General features: G+C 73.0%; 17 protein-coding genes. 12 read left to right on the top strand and 5 right to left on the bottom strand.

The features are described 5' to 3' along the window. Positions 1 to 309 precede the first annotated feature (309 nt). A complete protein-coding gene (locus ACZ45T_RS36195) occupies positions 310 to 1,500 on the bottom strand; it encodes an FAD-dependent monooxygenase (protein WP_468448394.1) in 1,191 nt (396 codons plus the stop codon). 192 nt (positions 1,501 to 1,692) lie between these two features. On the opposite strand from ACZ45T_RS36195, the gene ACZ45T_RS36190 reads away from it, so the two are divergent. The 10 genes from ACZ45T_RS36190 (at position 1,693) to ACZ45T_RS36145 (ending at position 12,158) form a co-directional block, all read left to right on the top strand. Beyond that, complete coding sequence (locus ACZ45T_RS36190; RefSeq protein WP_468448393.1) at positions 1,693 to 2,499, top strand: cupin domain-containing protein; 807 nt, start codon at positions 1,693 to 1,695, stop codon at positions 2,497 to 2,499. Next, a complete protein-coding gene (locus ACZ45T_RS36185; RefSeq protein ID WP_468448392.1) occupies positions 2,496 to 3,587 on the top strand; it encodes a hypothetical protein in 1,092 nt (363 codons plus the stop codon). The genes ACZ45T_RS36190 and ACZ45T_RS36185 overlap by 4 nt, the downstream gene beginning before the upstream one ends. Next, positions 3,584 to 4,717: a TFIIB-type zinc ribbon-containing protein gene (locus ACZ45T_RS36180; protein WP_468448391.1), complete on the top strand. Its 1,134-nt coding sequence runs from the start codon at positions 3,584 to 3,586 to the stop codon at positions 4,715 to 4,717. Before ACZ45T_RS36185 ends, ACZ45T_RS36180 begins: the two co-directional genes overlap by 4 nt. Then, positions 4,714 to 5,667 (top strand): hypothetical protein, encoded by a 954-nt coding sequence (locus ACZ45T_RS36175; RefSeq protein WP_468448390.1) that lies wholly within the window; start codon positions 4,714 to 4,716, stop codon positions 5,665 to 5,667. The genes ACZ45T_RS36180 and ACZ45T_RS36175 overlap by 4 nt, the downstream gene beginning before the upstream one ends. Positions 5,668 to 5,710: 43 nt before the next feature. Then, entirely contained in the window at positions 5,711 to 6,262 is a 552-nt protein-coding gene (locus tag ACZ45T_RS36170) for a hypothetical protein (RefSeq protein WP_468448389.1), read from the top strand. 112 nt (positions 6,263 to 6,374) lie between these two features. Then, positions 6,375 to 8,156 carry an asparagine synthetase B family protein gene (locus ACZ45T_RS36165; RefSeq protein WP_468448388.1) on the top strand — a complete coding sequence of 594 codons (1,782 nt, stop codon included), beginning with the start codon at positions 6,375 to 6,377 and terminating at the stop codon, positions 8,154 to 8,156. A 34-nt stretch (positions 8,157 to 8,190) separates the two neighbouring features. Beyond that, entirely contained in the window at positions 8,191 to 9,582 is a 1,392-nt protein-coding gene (locus ACZ45T_RS36160; RefSeq protein WP_468448387.1) for an aldehyde dehydrogenase family protein, read from the top strand. Between the two features lie 152 nt (positions 9,583 to 9,734). Next, positions 9,735 to 11,099, top strand: a complete 1,365-nt coding sequence (locus ACZ45T_RS36155) for a (2,3-dihydroxybenzoyl)adenylate synthase (RefSeq protein ID WP_468448386.1) — start codon at positions 9,735 to 9,737, stop codon at positions 11,097 to 11,099. Positions 11,100 to 11,158: 59 nt separating this feature from the next. Further along, positions 11,159 to 11,500, top strand: coding sequence for an EF-hand domain-containing protein (locus ACZ45T_RS36150; protein ID WP_468448385.1), 342 nt, complete (start codon positions 11,159 to 11,161; stop codon positions 11,498 to 11,500). 172 nt (positions 11,501 to 11,672) lie between these two features. Beyond that, positions 11,673 to 12,158 carry a VOC family protein gene (locus ACZ45T_RS36145; RefSeq protein ID WP_468448384.1) on the top strand — a complete coding sequence of 162 codons (486 nt, stop codon included), beginning with the start codon at positions 11,673 to 11,675 and terminating at the stop codon, positions 12,156 to 12,158. Between the two features lie 64 nt (positions 12,159 to 12,222). On the opposite strand, the gene ACZ45T_RS36140 is transcribed toward ACZ45T_RS36145, so the two are convergent. Then, positions 12,223 to 12,765 carry a GNAT family N-acetyltransferase gene (locus ACZ45T_RS36140; protein WP_468448383.1) on the bottom strand — a complete coding sequence of 181 codons (543 nt, stop codon included), beginning with the start codon at positions 12,763 to 12,765 and terminating at the stop codon, positions 12,223 to 12,225. Positions 12,766 to 12,859: 94 nt separating this feature from the next. On the opposite strand from ACZ45T_RS36140, the gene ACZ45T_RS36135 reads away from it, so the two are divergent. Further along, positions 12,860 to 13,213 carry a VOC family protein gene (locus ACZ45T_RS36135; RefSeq protein WP_468448382.1) on the top strand — a complete coding sequence of 118 codons (354 nt, stop codon included), beginning with the start codon at positions 12,860 to 12,862 and terminating at the stop codon, positions 13,211 to 13,213. A 36-nt stretch (positions 13,214 to 13,249) separates the two neighbouring features. Here ACZ45T_RS36135 and ACZ45T_RS36130 read toward each other — a convergent pair whose 3' ends face one another. From ACZ45T_RS36130 to ACZ45T_RS36120, 3 genes are all read right to left on the bottom strand, one after another. Further along, positions 13,250 to 13,711, bottom strand: coding sequence for a hypothetical protein (locus tag ACZ45T_RS36130; protein ID WP_468448381.1), 462 nt, complete (start codon positions 13,709 to 13,711; stop codon positions 13,250 to 13,252). Positions 13,712 to 13,716: 5 nt separating this feature from the next. Beyond that, on the bottom strand, positions 13,717 to 13,959 hold the full coding sequence (locus ACZ45T_RS36125) for a hypothetical protein (protein WP_468448380.1): 243 nt from the start codon (positions 13,957 to 13,959) through the stop codon (positions 13,717 to 13,719). Positions 13,960 to 14,148: 189 nt separating this feature from the next. Continuing rightward, positions 14,149 to 14,625, bottom strand: a complete 477-nt coding sequence (locus ACZ45T_RS36120) for a MarR family winged helix-turn-helix transcriptional regulator (protein WP_468448379.1) — start codon at positions 14,623 to 14,625, stop codon at positions 14,149 to 14,151. A gap of 88 nt (positions 14,626 to 14,713) precedes the next feature. On the opposite strand from ACZ45T_RS36120, the gene ACZ45T_RS36115 reads away from it, so the two are divergent. Beyond that, positions 14,714 to 15,583, top strand: coding sequence for an SDR family oxidoreductase (locus ACZ45T_RS36115; protein WP_468448378.1), 870 nt, complete (start codon positions 14,714 to 14,716; stop codon positions 15,581 to 15,583). The last annotated feature ends 42 nt before the right edge of the window (positions 15,584 to 15,625 follow it).

The following is a 15,625-nucleotide window of genomic DNA, read 5'->3' as shown; positions in this document are numbered from 1 at the left end:
TTCCAGTGAGAAGACCGCAGCGAAAAGGAGCGCGGCGCACATGTGCGACGCGCGACGGATCAGCGCTCGGGGGGTCTCACTTGGTGTACAACGGCACGTCCTTGACAGGGCGACTGTGGGCGGGAGCACGGTAACGGGACACGGAAACGCGGCTCCACTGATTTTTTCGGGCGGGTGGCGATGCCTCGCGACGGGCGCCCGCACCACCCTCAGCCCACCGGGACGGCGGCCCATTGGGCGGTCGAGAACGAGGACGCCGAGAGCCTGCGTCGTCTGCTGGCGGGTTCGGCGGGTTCGGCGGGTCCCCCGCTACCCGGGGAGGCGGAAGCCGTTGAACAGGTCGTCCATGCCGCGCAGGGCCAGGCGGGCCGGCGTGGCGCGGACCGCGAGGTCGCGGGCCGCCACCGCGAGCGGGTTGCGCAGGGCGCCCAGACGGCCGACCCGGCGGGCGCGGACGCGCACGGAGTCGGTGCGGTCGCGTCGGGCCGCCGTGTACGCGGCGAGGGCGGCCGGGATGGAATCCGAGCTGCCGCCGCTGCCACCGCAGTCTCCGGCGGGCAGCAGGTGGGCGAGGACCGCCGCGTCTTCGATGGCCTGGCAGCCACCCTGGCCGAGGTTGGGGGCCATGGCGTGGGCGGCGTCGCCGAGCCAGGCGATCCGGCCGTGGTGCAGGCGTGGAAGCGGGGCGGCCAGGTCGTAGAGGTCGTTGCGGAGGACGTCGGCGGGGTCGAGGCGGCCGACGCGGTCCAGCAGCGCCGGAATCGGGTCGTGCCACGAGCCGAAGCGATGGCGGAGTTCGGCGCGGGGGTCGGCTGACCGGGTGCCGGCCGGGACGACTGCGGTGGCGTAGAGGTAGTACCGGCCGTCGGAGAGCGGGGTCACCCCGAACCGCTCGCCCCGTCCCCAGGTCTCGCTCATGGCTGGGATCTGGAGGTCCGGGGCGTCCACGAGGGCCCGCCAGGCGATCTCGCCGATGTAGTGCAGGCCGGGATGGGCGGGGAAGTACGCGCGGCGCAGCGGGCTGTGGATGCCGTCGGCGGCGACGACCAGGTCGGCGGGAAGGTCCGGGCCGGCTGCCGTACGGATGGTCGGGCGGCCCGCGGCGTCGTCGACGGCGGTCACGGCGGTGCCGTAGCGGAGGGCCTCCGGCGGCAGGGCGGCGGCCAGGGCTGCGGTGAGGGCCGGGCGCGGGACGGCGATCGGGGGTATGCCGTAGCGGGCTGCCAGGTCGGCCGTGTCGGTCCGGATGAGCCACTGGCCGTCGGAGCGGCGAAGGCCCATCGTTGTGGGTACGGCGCTGCCCGCGGCGTAGGCGGCGTCGACGCCCATGGCGTCGAGTGCGCGCAGGGCGTTGGGCGCGAGGCCGATGCCGGCGCCGGTGGTGGGGGGTTCGGGGGCGCGTTCGCAGATGGTGACGTGCCAGCCGCGGCGGTGCAGTGCGACGGCGGCCGTCAGGCCGCCTATGCCGGCCCCGGCCACCACCGCGTGCCGTTTCGGCATGGAACACCGCTCCGTTCGGTTCAGGCACCCTCTGCAGTCGCAGGGCCCACTGTAGAGCGAGGAGTGCAACTGAGCGGTCATCTGCCGGTAGTGCCGGGTTGGTTCCGAGTGCTCCCGCTCGTGGCGATCAGGGCCTTACCATGCGCGTGCGAGGCGCGTGGAGCGCACTGCTGGGCGTCAGGGGGAGGCGCGATGGCCGCACGACCGTACGACCGCACACCCGGACCGCGCGAGATGTCCGAGGGCCTGCCCGACCACGCCGGGCGCGGGCTGCCGGGCGGGGTGGAGCTGTACCACCTGAGGCCGGACGGAGGCATCGTGCTGGCCGACCGGGAGGGGTCCCGGGAACTCGGGCCGGAGCGGGAGTTCCTGCCGTTCATCGACGACGGGCAGTTCGCGCACTATCTCGTGGGCGACGCCGGCACCTCGCCGGAGCGGCCCTCCAACGCCACCGTGAAACTCGGGGTGGTGGGCCCGCGCAGCGCCTTCACCCCGCACGCGCACGGGGGCGAGCACTTCGTCCTCAGCCTCGGCCACGCCGCCTGCGGACTCTACGACCCGGAACGCGGCCGCGTCGCCCAAGTCCGGCTCGCGCCCGGCATGTTGATCCGCATCCCGGAAATGATGCCGCACTCCTTCGCGAACCGGGGTGACGTCCCGCTGACCATCCTCGCCGCCAACACGGGATACGGGATCGACCACGAGGACTACGCGATCACCGCGGCGCAAGCCGAGCACCGGGCCGCCGGGAGCGCCGCTCCATCTCCTCCACGGCGTGGCCGAAGGCCCGGCCGGGCGGGGCGCGCCGCTCCGACCGCCGCCACGACCAAAGCCACCGTCACCGCCACCAGCGCCTCCACCGACTACCTGGTCCTCGCCGCCGCGCTGCGCGACATCGAACGCTCCCAGCGGGTCCACGGCATCGCCGGCACCACCGTCCGCGAGCGGCTGGCCGCACGGCTGCGGCGGGTGGCGACGGCTCTGGAGGTCCGCCGGTGATCTGCCCGAACTGCGAACGCAACCTGCTGCGCAAGGAGCGCACCGACAACATCTGCAGCCACTGCAAGCGCCGCTACGCACTGGACCCCAAGACCAACTCCCTGCGCCTCAGCGACCTCCGGGTACGCCGGATCGTCGCCGGGCTGACGGACGACGGCCGGATCGCGGTCACCCCGGGCCAGTTGTGGTACGCGCTGTCGCGCAAGAGGCTCAGGGAGGGGAAGTTCGCGCCCGGATGCGCGGGCGGGGCATTCTTCGGCGGCGTGGTCGTCGGTTTCTGGGCCGTCTTCGGCGCACTGGCGTTCATGCTGTACGTCTCCGGAGCCCTGCTGGCCGCCGCACTCGGCATCCTGATCGCCCGACGGATGGGAGCGGGCCGGGGCATCCCGCCCATGACCCGCGGAGCCTTCCGCTCCGAGTCCCTCGCCGAGTGGCTGCGCGTGTACGGGAGGCTGCCCCCCGGCGTGGTCGACGACAGCGGCCACCCCTGGCCCCGGCGGCCGGCCGACGCACCGCAGCCGTCGGCGTCGGCGTCGCCCAACGCCGTGCTCGTCTGCCCCGATCCCTCCATCGCCGCCTTCCTCGTCGCCGACGGCCTGCCCGAGCGCCACGGCATCGCCCTCGTCCAGGGCCCCGCGCACGTCACGGCCCTGCTCCCCGCCCTGCCACCGCGCGGTCCGGTCCTGGTGCTCCACGACGCCGACGCGAGCGGTGAACTGCTCCTGCGGCAACTCCGCGAGAACCTCCCCGGGCGCCCGGTCGTCGACGCCGGAGTGTCGCTGCGTACGGTCCGCGGCCTGCCGAACGCCGTGGCGTACCGCGACCCCGGACGCAAGCCCGCAGCGGAGGAGATGCACCGGCTCACCGCCTTCGGCGAGTTCACTCCGGAGGAGCTGAAGTGGCTGGCGCAGGGCTGGCGGTTCCCGCTCGTCGGCGTCCCCCCGGTCCGGCTGCTCACCGTGCTCGACCGGCTCGCCGAACAGGTCGGCCGCAGTGTCGACGCCGAACGGCGCCACGCCGCGGAGGTCGGCTTCATGACCTGGCCCGGGGCGGCCGGGCACGGCCCGGATCCGGCGGGTGGGCGGTGATCTGCCCGAACTGCTCGACCGAGCTGAAGCGCACGGAGCGCACGGGCCAGGTGTGCTCCCACTGCCACCGCCGCTTCGCCCTGGACCCCAAGGTGCACGGCAGCGGCATGCACGACCTGCGGATCCGCCGCCGCGTGGACTCCGTCACCGACCGCGGCCGGCTCAAGGTGACCGTCACCCAGCTCTGGTACGGCTCCCGTACGCACAGCAGCTCCTGGAGGGCGCGCGAGGCGCGTGGGATCCGGCCCGGCGTCCGCCGGCTGGTGGCGCTGACGGTGTGCGCCGGGCTCCTCGTGTACGCGGCCCTCGGCAGCGGTACCCCCGCCTTCCTGGCCGGGACCGCCGCCGTCCTCGTCGTCGTGGTGCCAGGGCGCATCCCGTACGAGCGGGCCCGGCCCGCGGGCTCGTCCCTCAGCCCGCCCGAGGAGCGCTTCCGGCAGCTGGTGACCGGCGACTGGCGTCGGGCGTACGGGGCGCTGCCGCCGGGTGTGGTCGACGACGCGGGGCGCATCCGCGGGTACGCGGCCCCGCAGCCGCGCCGGCCCAGGGCCGTGATCCTGTGCACCGATCACGCCGTCGCGGTGTTCCTCGAGGCCAACGACATGCCCGTGCGGCTGCGGGCGGTGCTGGTGGAGGCGGACCCGGGCTCCGCCCACGACGCCCTGGTGGACCTCCCGGGCCGGCTCCCCGTCGTGGTACTGCACGACGCGAGCGCACTGGGCTCGCTGCTGGCACCGCTCCTGCGCATCGCCCACCCGGACCGGGCCGTGGTGGACGCCGGGCTGCCGGTGGCCGCGGTCCGGTGCCGGCGCGGCGCCGTCCACCGGTTCTCGCCCGTCCCGTCCGACGCGCACGCCCCGGCCGCGGGCACCGGGGAGCTGCGGGCCCTGGCGGGCCTGTCCGAGGAGGACGCCGCCTGGCTGGCCGAGGGCTTCTGGAGCCCGGTCGCGGCCGTGCCCCCACCGCTGCTCGCCACCGTCGTCGAGGAGGCGGTGGAACGGGCCGCCGCCACGGCCGAGGCTGCGGCGCGGCCCGGATCCGCCCCGGTGTACGGCTTCTTGACCTGGCCGGACACGGACGGGGCGGCGGACGCGGACACTTCCGGGAAGAAAGGCACGCCCACCGCATGAGCACGAGCACGAGTACGAATAGGTCGAGTACGAATAGGTCGAGTACGAGTTCGTCGAGTACGGGCCGGCCTCGCTCCCCGTCGGCCCGCGCCGGATCCCCCGCCTTCGGCGAGCGGCTGCTCTACCGGGCGATCGGCGCGGCAGCCGCCCGCGCGGCCGACCCCGGCGGACTCCGGTTCACGGAGCGGCAGCTCTACTACGAGACCTGCCGCGTCCTCAGCCCGGCCGCGCCGCTCCTGCGCCGAGTCCCCGGCACCCCGCCACCACCGCTGCGCCTGCCCTCCTTCACCCGAGCCCTGGACGCGCGGGGCCGGGAGTCCGTACCGGGCCTGCTGCCGGCCGCTGTGCCTCCCCCGACCCCGGCCGACCCTGCTCGGCGCCCTCCGTCCGAGCCTGACCTCTACGACTACGGGCTCCCCCGCCTGCTGCTGTGCCAGGACCGCTCGATCGCCGCGATGCTGCTCGCCAACCACGTCCACCTGGAAGCGGCCTGCCCCGTTCTCGCGGCGCCCGACGCGCTGCCCCTGGCCCCGCGCCTCCTCGCGGCCCTGGAACGGGCGGACGGCGCCACGGTGCACGTCCTGCACGACGCGAGCCCCGAGGGCGTGACGCTCCCGGCCCGGGTACGAGCCGCAGTCGGCCCCGTCCCGGGAGTACGGGTCAGCTCCCTGGGGCTCGTACCGCGGCACGCCGCCGCCCTGCGGCTGCCGTCGGGACGCGGCCCGGCCCCCGCCCCGGCGGCAGGCGGCGACTGGCCGGCCGCGCTGCGGGCGCGCGAGGCCGCGTGGCTGGCGCGGGGCCGGTTCGCCGAGGTGGCCGCCGTACCGCCGGCCCGGCTCGTACGGACGGTGCTGCGCCTGACCCGGGGTCCGCGGCCGCCCCGCGATTCCATGTGGGGCGAGCTGAGCGGTCTGCGCACCGCCGGATTCATGACCTGGCCCGCCGCGTGAACGGCCCCCGTGACCCCTTCCACACACCCGAGGTACGCACACGATGATCCGGCCCCAAGAGATCGGCTACGCGGACGAACTCCTCGCCGACGGTACGGTCCACCGGCGGTACGAAGGCGGCCTGGAGGAGTGGCGCAGCCGCACCCCCGGCCGCCCCCACCTGGTGCGCTGGCACGACAACCGGGGTGCCTCGGGAACCGACGAGCTGCTCGGCAACCGCGTCATCAAACGCACCCTCGCGGACGGCACCGCCACCTACGCCCGGGACATCGGCTACGGCCGCACCGTGTGGCCGCGCGGCGAACGGGTGACCGTCAACCGGAGTTCCTTCGGCGGCCGGATGGGGGCGCTGCTCGCCGGTCTGGGGGTGGCGACCCTCGCCATCACGGCCGCCCATCTGCCGCCGCTGAACATGACCCCGGAGGAGGAAGAGGCCCTGCGCCGCCAACAGGAGCAGAGCCAGGCCTCGTCGTCGGGCTCGGGCGGCGACGGCGGGGGCGGGGACTCCGGAGGCGACGGGGATTCCGGCGACGACAGCTGGGAAGCGGGCTGGGACGGCGACGAGGACGCCTGGAGCGACGACGACTTCGGCTGAGGCGAAGTACGCAGCACGACAACACGGCGACACGGCGACACGAAGCACGAGCACGAAGCACGGCGACCCAGAGCACGGAGCCGCGCGCGAGCACGAAGGGAAGGAACCGCCCGTGGCACGTTTCTGCGCCTGCCTGGCCGACACCACCGGCCAGGCCCGTGCCCATCTCGACGCGATGGGCGCCACCGGACCGGGAAACGTCCCCGTGGACGTACCGGGAGCCTGGCTGAGTCTCATCACCGGCGAACCCGGCCGCGCCACCGGCCCGTTCACGGCGCACGGACGCACCGCGGTCGGCGAGGTCACCCTCCACAACCGCCCGGTGCTGCTCGCCGCCCTCGCGGCCGAAGCCGGCACCGCCCCGCCGCGGCCCGACTGCTCCGACGGCGAACTCCTCCTCCACTGCTGGGCGTTGCTCGGTGAGGCCGGAGTGGCGCTCGCCGAGGGGATGTTCGTGCTGGCCGTGCTCGACGGGCCCGACCTGGTCCTGATCCGCGACCACGTCGGCGCCCGGACCCTCTACTACGCGCGGGCCGACGGCGCCTGGGCCGCCTCGACCTCGCTGCGGGCGCTGCGCCGCTGGCCGGCGCTCGGCACGTCCATGAACCTGTCGGCGGTCCGCTCCTTCCTCACCTTCGCCTATCTGCCGGGCGAGGAGACCCTGCTCACCGGGGTCCGCGAGGTGCTGCCCGGCCGGGTGCTGCGGCTGGCCCGCGACGGCGGGATCACCGAAAGGGTCCACTGGGAGCCCCGCGAGCACCTCGAGGACCCCGGCCCCGCCGACCCGACCGGTCATGTCCTGGGCCTGCGCGCCCTGTTGGAGCAGGCCACGGCGACGCGGCTGCCCGTGGCGGAGCCCGCCGCGGTGCTGTTGTCCGGCGGCATCGACAGCTCCCTGGTCACGGCCCTGGCGGCGAAGCTCCACACCCACCCGGTCCACACGTACTCGATCAGCTTCGGCGACGACCTGCCCAACGAGCTGGGCTACTCCGGCCTGGTGGCCTCCCACTGCCACACCCGGCACCGGATCCTGAACGTCTCGGGGGCGGCAGTGGCGGCGCGGCTCGCCGAGGCCGCGGCGCTGCTCGACAGTCCGGTGGGAGACCCGCTGACGGTGCCGAACCTGATGCTGGCCGAGGCCGTCGCCGCGGACGGCGCCTCCGTGGTCCTCAACGGCGAGGGCGGCGACCCCGTCTTCGGCGGGCCCAAGAACCTCCCCATGCTGGTGCAGGAGATGCACCGGACGCCGGGCGCGCCCTGGGACGAGGACCGGGCGACCGCGTACCTGCGCTCGTACCGCAAGTGCTGGACGGACCTCCCGGTGCTGCTGACGACGCCGGTCCTCGACGCGCTACGGGACGCCCCGCGCCTGGAGCGGCACGTGGAGCCGTACCTGCTCCGGGAGGCCGGCGGCCCGTACGCCATGCAACACCTCCTCAACCGCCTGCTCCACTGCAACCTGCGGACCAAAGGGGCGCACCACATCCTGACGAAGGTCGAACGCCTGACCTCCTCCCAGGGCGTGGAGGGCCGCTCCCCGCTCTTCGACCGGTCGGTCATCGACCACGCCTTCGCCACTCCACCCGTTTACAAACTCCGCGGCACGGCCGAGAAGTGGATCCTGAAGGAGGCCGTACGGGACCTGCTGCCGGGCACGGTGGTGGACCGCCCGAAGAGCGGGATGCGGGTGCCGGTCCAGCAGTGGCTGACCGGTCCGCTGCGCGATCTCGGCCACGAGCTCCTCCTCGGCCGCCGCTCCCGCCAGCGGGGCCTGTTCCGTCCGGAGACCATCCGCACCTGGCTGAAGGGCGAGGGCGCGCTGCTGCCCCGCCAGGGCGGCAAGCTCTGGCTGGTCCTGACCCTGGAGCTGTGGCTGAGGTCGTACGACGTATGAGTTCCGATCACACCCCGATCCGCGAAAGGCGCACATGACCACCGCACGCACCGCACCCACCGGACGCACCGAAATGGCCGAGTCGACCGAGTTGACCGATCCCCGGAGCGGGCGGGCGCGCGGAACGGCTCCCCTCTCCCGGGAACGGGACGTGGCGGCCACCGTGGCGGCGGCCCGCACGGCCCTCCCCGGCTGGAGCGCCCTGACCCCGAAGGAGCGCGGTCGCCGGCTGGACCGCCTCGCCGGCCTGATCGAGGAGCACGCGGATCAGTACGCGGCCCGCGAGCAGGCCGGTACGGGCAAGCCCGACACGGAGACGGCGGGCGAGATCGAGCAGGTGGCGGACCTGTTCCGGTTCTACGCGACGGCCGCGCGCACGCGGACCGCCCCGGCCTCGGGCCATCTGGTGGCGGGCCACGAGAGCTGGGTGCGATGGGAACCGATCGGCGTGGTCGGGGTGATCGTGCCGTGGAACTACCCGCTCCTGATGGCCGCCTGGCGCTGCGCGCCGGCCCTCGCGGCGGGCAACACGGTGGTGGCGAAGCCCGCCGAGACGACTCCCGACGGCCTGGAGCTGCTCGCGGAACACGCGGCGCGGGTCCTGGGCGCGGGCGTGCTCCAGTGCCTGCCGGGCGACCGGCACACCGGCCGCCTGCTCGTGGAGTCCGCGGTGGACATGGTCGCGTTCACCGGCAGCGCCCGGGCCGGAGCCGACGTGGCGGCGCGCGCGGGGACCCGCCGCGTCAGCCTGGAACTGGGCGGCAACGCACCGGCGATCGTCCTCCCGGACGCCCCCGCCGACACCTACGCCTCCCTCGCGGAAGCGGCCACGTACAACGCGGGCCAGAGCTGCGCCGCCCCGGCCCGGGTGATCACCCTCGCGGAGAACTACGAGGGCACCGTCGCCGGGCTGGCGGCGGCGCTGGGATCCCGGCTGGCCGGCCGCGACTTCGGACCGCTGAACAATCCGGACCAGGCGGCCCGTTACGACCGTCTGGTCGCCTCCTCCGCGGCCAAACGGAACCTCGCGGCCGACATGGCCCCCGACGCCGACGGGGAGCAGGGGTACTGGCGCCCGGCCCGCCTGCTGGCGGATCTCCCGTACGACGACCCGGCGGTCATCGAGGAGGTGTTCGGTCCCCTCCTCACCGTCCAGCAGGCGCAGGACGTGGAGGCGGCCCTGGCCCTGGCGAACAGCGTCCCGCAGGCGCTCGGGGCGAGCGTGTGGACCAGCGACCTCGCGACCGGACTCGACCTGGTCGCCCGGCTGAACGCGGGCGAGGCCTGGCTCAACTGCCATCTGGTGCAGACGGCCGAACTCCCGCACGGGGGCCGGGGGACGTCCGGCCACGGCACCGACCTGAGCATCCTGGCCCTGCACGAGTACCAGCGGCCGAAGACGGTGACGGTACGGGTGAGCTCCTAGGCCAGACCATTCCTCCTGGTCAGCGGCGCCCATTGGGCCTTCCGCTGAGGGAATTCAGCGTCCTTGGTTTGGACAGCGGATTGCGTACAGGGGTGTTGACGGCTTGGACTGGCCAGGTCAAGACGGCCCTTAGCTGGTACAGAAGGAAGCGAATGCCATCCCTGCTCGACGGCTGTACGCCCTGGCCCGAGGAATTCGCCGACCGCTACTGGGCAGCCGGGCACTGGCGTGGCAACACGCTGGACAACCTGCTGCGCGGCTGGGCCCTGCAGTACGGACCGCGGACCGCGCTCGTGCACGACGGCACCCGCATCACGTACGCGAACCTGAACCGGCGCGTGGACCGCATGGCCGCCGGATTCCGGCTGCGCGGCCTCCGGCCCGGGCAACGGGTCGTCGTCCAGCTGCCGAACGTTCCCGAGTTCGTCATCACGGTGTTCGCGCTGATGCGCGCCGGCGCGGTCCCCGTGTTCTGCCCGCTCTCGCACCGCGCGCCCGAGGTGGCCCACCTCGTACGGGTCACCCAGGCCGTCGGCTACGTCGGTCCCTCGACGTACCAGGGCTTCGACCACACGGCGATGGCCGCCGACATCGCCGCCCGAGGGCCCTTCCTGCGGCGGGTGTTCACCCTTGAGGCGCCGGGCGCCGCGTCCCCGTACGGCGGCCTGACGACCGACCCGTCGGGCTGCCAGTACAGCCCGCTGGGCTCCATCGACGCCGCGCCCGAGCCGGCGCTCGCGCAGAGCGCCGACCAGGTGGCGTTCTTCCTGCTCTCCGGCGATGCCACCGCGGCGCCCCAGCTCATTCCGCGCACCCACAACGACTACACCTACCAGGCGCGGGCCGCCGCCGAGCTGGTGTCGCTCACCGAGAACGACGTGTATCTCGCCGCGCTGCCCGCCGAGTTCAACTTCACCTTCGGCTGCCCCGGCATCGTCGGCACCCTCTCCGTCGGCGGCACCGTCGTCCTGGTCGAGAACCCGGAACCCGCCGAATGCCTTCCGGCCATCGAACGCGAGCGGGTCACCCTCACATCGGTGACGCCCGCCGTCGCCCGGCTCTGGCTCGATGCGCTTCCCACGGTCCAGGCCGACTTGAGCAGTCTGCGTCTGGTCCAGATCGGCGGCGGTCCCTTGGACCGGGCGACCGCCGAACGGATGGCCCCCGAATGGGGCTGTCGCCTCCAGCAGGTCTTCGGCAGGGCCGAGGGGCTGCTCACCCTCACCCGGCCCGGCGATCCGGACGGGACCGTGCTCACCACGCAGGGCCGCCCGCTCTCGCCCGACGATGAGATCCGCATCGTCGACGCCGACGGCAAGGACGTGCCCGAGGGGGAGCCCGGCGAACTCCTCGCCCGTGGTCCCTACACCCTGCGGGGCTACTACCGGGCGCCCGACCACAACGCACGCTCCTTCACCGCCGACGGCTACTTCCGCACCGGCGACCTCGCGCGGCGCACCCCGGACGGCAACCTGGTGGTGATGGGCCGCCCAGAGGAGGTCCCGCACCGGGCATGACACGCCCCCGGGCGCGGGAATCCGCCGGTGCGGGGAAGGGCTCGGCCTAGCCTCGTGGCATGGGTACCGAGAGGGTGGCAGCCGCCGACAAGATCTTCGACCGGCTTCCTGCCTCGGATTCCGGCAAACCCTCGGGTTCGTCGGAGGTGATGGCCGTGCTGCACGCGCAGTTCAATGTGGCCGACCGGGACGGGGACGGGCTGATGGACCGCCGTGAGTTCGTGGCGTGGCGGGAGCTCAAGGACGTGCCGGTGCAGGCGGCGGACGCCGCGTTCGAGCTGATCGACTCGGACGGGGACGGTGAGATCAGCTGGAAGGACTTCAACGGCGCGGGGCACGAGCACGGCCTGGCGGCGCTGCTGTACGGGCCGGGCTGGCCGTCTCCTTCGGATCCTGCCTGACCCCGCCGCCCGACACCGCGTCGCGCCCGCACACCGGGCGGGTCGAGGCCCTTCGGGGCATCCGGTGCCCGCCTGCCGCGCGGCGCGGGCCCGTGCGCCGCGGGTTCGGGATATCTGTGGTCGCAGGCGGCGGTCGGCGGTGACCGTCACTGTCCGGAAAGGCAGGAGGCCGGTGACTGTCCAACCCGTTCCCGAGGGATATCCGCGCGTCACGCCGTACCTCTGTATCGACGGAGCCGCGGCCGCGATCGACTTCTACGTCTCCGTCCTCGGCGCACACGAGCGCATGAGGATGGCCGCACCCGAAGGCAAGATCGGCCACGCCGAGCTGGAGCTCGGAAACTCGGTCATCATGCTCGCGGACGAGTACCCCGACATCGGATTCCGCTCGCCGAAGGCGGTGGGCGGCACGCCGGTCACCCTGCATGTGTACGTCGAAGACGTCGACGCGGTCTTCGCCAAGGCCCTCGCCCGGGGCGCCACCGAGCTGTCACCGGTCAAGGACGAGTTCTACGGCGACCGCACCGGCCAGTTCGAGGACCCCTTCGGCCACCGGTGGAACATCGCCACGCACATCGAGGACGTCCCGCCGGACGAGATGGAGAAACGCTCCGAGGAAGCCATGCGATCCATGGAGTCCACGCCGGACGGCACGTGACCCCTCTGCCGTGAGCGAGCCCGCATCCGCTGCGGCCCGATCGAGCGCGCCTGTGCGCAGTACGTCAGGTCCTCGTACCACCGGCGGTGATGCGGTACAGCACGTTGGGTCGCAGTGGGCCCGCCGGCACGGTGGGGTCGTCGAAGTCGTCGGCCGGGTTCCGGGTCATGCCGATCCGGCGCATCACCGCCTGGGAGCGGAGGTTGGTGGCCGTGGTCACGGCGAGGATCTCGGGAAGCTCGATACTGTCGAAGCCGTGGGCCAGGGCTGCCCGCGCGGCCTCGGTGGCGTAGCCGTGTCCCCAGGCCGAGCGGGCGAGCCTCCAGCCGATCTCCACTCCGGTGAACGGCAGGCCGTCATCCACCTGGTCCAAGCCCGCGAACCCGATGAACTCCCCCGTGGCCTGCACCTCAACCGCCCACCAGCCGTAACCTCGCCGGTCGAACTCGGCCTGGAACCGAGCCACGGAGTCATCGCTCTGTTCGCGGGTGAGCAGGCCGCCCAGGTGCTCCCGGACCTCGGGATCGGCGTTCATCGCCGCCCATGGTTCAAGGTCGGAGTCACGCCAGCGGCGGAGGGTGAGTCGATCGGTGCGCAGTTCAGCCATGCCGCCCAGCCAACGTGAGCTCTGGCCGAGAGGCAATCCCTTTTTCTCCCGATCGACACCGCCGGCCCGATCGCCGTCCTGGCAAGATGGCGGCATGGAACGTGTGCTTGGAATCGGTGGTTACTTCATGCGGGCCGCCGACCCGGCGGCCCTGGGCGCGTGGTACCGCGATTGCCTGGGCCTGGACGCCGATGAGAACGGCCTGTGGCGTCAGGGAGCCGGGCTGACGGTGTTCGCGACGTTCGAGTCCGAGACCGACTACTTCGGGTCCCGCGCCCAGCGGACCATGCTCAACTTCCGGGTCCGCGACCTGGATGCGATGCTCGCGCAATTGCGCGCCAAGGGAGCGGACGTGGCCAAGGACACGCAGGACATGGAGGGGGTCGGCCGATTCGGCTGGGTCACCGACCCCGAGGGCAACCGGATCGAGCTGTGGCAGCCCGCCTGACCAACTCGCGCCCCAGTGACGAGCACGGTGCGATTCCTATCCGTGCGTCGAGCGGTAGGTAGCCGTTCCGCCGGTATCCGCGACGATCGTCGGGCAGACCGCGCAGGCGGCCGGGCCTCGTTGCGAGAACCACCGGCAGGTACGTCGGATGCCGCAGGCCGGAAGCGACCGGTCTTCCTGCACCGTGTCCGAGCCTTGGTCAGTGCGCTCGGCAGGGGGCGCATCATCAAGGATGTGGTCGATCACTCCGCAGTCGGTCCCCGTCCATTGCGGGCACGCGCCCTCGGAGCAGGGACCTGTGAACCGGTACCGGCTCTCAGGACGGCCCGACGCCTCCAGCTTGTCGGCGAAGGCGCCGTCGATGAGCACGGGCATGGGCAGGTATGCCAGCCGACCTGATCCGGTCATGACACCCACCAGTGAGGCGCCCTCGTGGCAGGCGGCGCTCGGGCACGCGCGTGGCTGTCCGAGTGCCTCCTCATCGTGGCCGGTGGTCACCGGACTCACCTCTTCAACCCGACCTCCGCAGCAGCGAACTCCTGGAGCTGCTGGACCACGACCTCCTTCGGGATGCCGTGCCACCAGATCCTCGGATCCAGCCGCACGCCGACCGCGTCGCGCGGCGCGAGGTCGCCCAACGCCAGCGCACCGGCCTGGGCGATGGCGAGACTCACCTGGGCTTGCTGCTCTTCCGTCAGATCAACACCGGTGACGACGAACTTGAACTCGCTCTTGCTGTTCTTCATGGAATCCCCTTCGGGACGGTCGGCGCTCTCAGCGTCTGCGATGCCGGGATGCCGCCTCCGAGGCGGGCAATCCCCACACGCGACGCTAGAAGAGGCACCGCGGAGCCGCGATTCTCCCGGCCCGAACGGGTGAGCCCGAGGGCTGTGAACGGCCGCCTGGCAGACCCGGCACCTCCCCGGCGGGCGCCCCTACTCGCCCTCCGCGGTCTCCGCAGCCTTCGCGGCCTTGAGCTTGCGCCACACCACGCCCAGGGCCTCCAGGTCCTCGGCGTCGAGAAGGTCCGTGAAGACCGGCGCCAAGGCCTCGCGGCGGGTGGCGTCCGCCGCGGCGAACACCGTACGCCCGGCCGGTGTGAGCGCGACCTCCACCGACCGCGCGTCCCGCGCCGACGGCGTGCGCGCCACCAGGCCCCGGCCCTGGAGGGCGTCCACGACCCGGGAGACCTGGCTGCGGCTGAGCAGCGTGCTGTTGCCGAGTACGGACGCGGGCACGGGCTCGGGGCTGGACGCCAGCCACAGCATGACCTCGAACCAGGACACGGGGAGGTCATGGGCCTTCACGAGGGCCTTGTCGACACGGTCCGTCATCGTCGTACCGGCCCAGACGAGCCCGTAGAACGCGTAGTCGGCGGCCGGCATCTCGGCCTCTGTGAGCTTCTTCGCCATGTCACACAGTCTAGGGGTTGCGTGCACGCGCACATAAATTTAAAGTGTGTGTGCACGCACATAAATCTCGCTCCTTTGAGAGGCCCCCATGCACACCTTCCCCGCCACCCCCGACACAGCCCTCCGTACCGTCCTGATCACCGGCACCTCCTCCGGCATCGGGCTGGCCGCCGCCATCGCCGCCGCCCGGGCCGGATGGCGCACGGTGGCCACCCTGCGCGACACCGGCAGGGCCGACGCCTTGCGCAAGGCGGCCGCCGAGGCGGGCGTCGAGATCGACATCCGCCGGCTCGACGTGGTCGACGAGGACTCCGTCACCGCCGCGGTGAACGGCGTGATCGCCGACTACGGCCGCCTGGACGCCGTCGTGAACAACGCCGGCGCCGGACACCTCGGCACACTCGAACTGGAAACCGTCGCCGACGTCCGCCAGGTCATGGAGGTCAACTTCTTCGGCGTGCTGAACGTCTCCAAGGCCGCACTCCCCCACCTGCGGGCCACCGGAGGCCGCCTGATCACGGTCACCAGCGTCGGCGGGGTCATCGGCCAGCCCTTCAACGAGGCCTACTGCGCGGCCAAGTTCGCCGTGGAGGGGTACATGGAGAGCCTGGCGCCCGTCGCGCGCGCCGTCGGCGTGAGCGTGTCCGTCGTCGAACCGGGCGCGGTGGCGACCGAGTTCGTCAACAACATCGGGCTCGACCTCGACGCCCGGATCGCGGCGGCCGGACCGTACGCCGACACCCTGCGCCACTACATCGACCGCACGGTCGGCCAGTTCCTGGGCGACGCCGCCCAGACCCCGGCCGGCGCGGCCGAGGCCGTCATGGAGGCCCTGACCGCCGAACGCCCCGCCTTCCGCCTCCAGACCTCGCAGTGGGCCCGCGACTTCACCGGGACCAAACTGGCCGACCAGGACGGCGCGGCCGTCCTCGGCATGACGGGAACCTGGGTCGCCTGACGCCACCCCGGGGGCTCGATGGGGGGCGCTTTTTGCGCAGCG

Source organism: Streptomyces sp. NPDC030995 (genome assembly GCF_055571215.1).
Note: the sequence above shows the minus strand (reverse complement) of the source record. Positions and strands in the feature narration are given on the sequence as shown.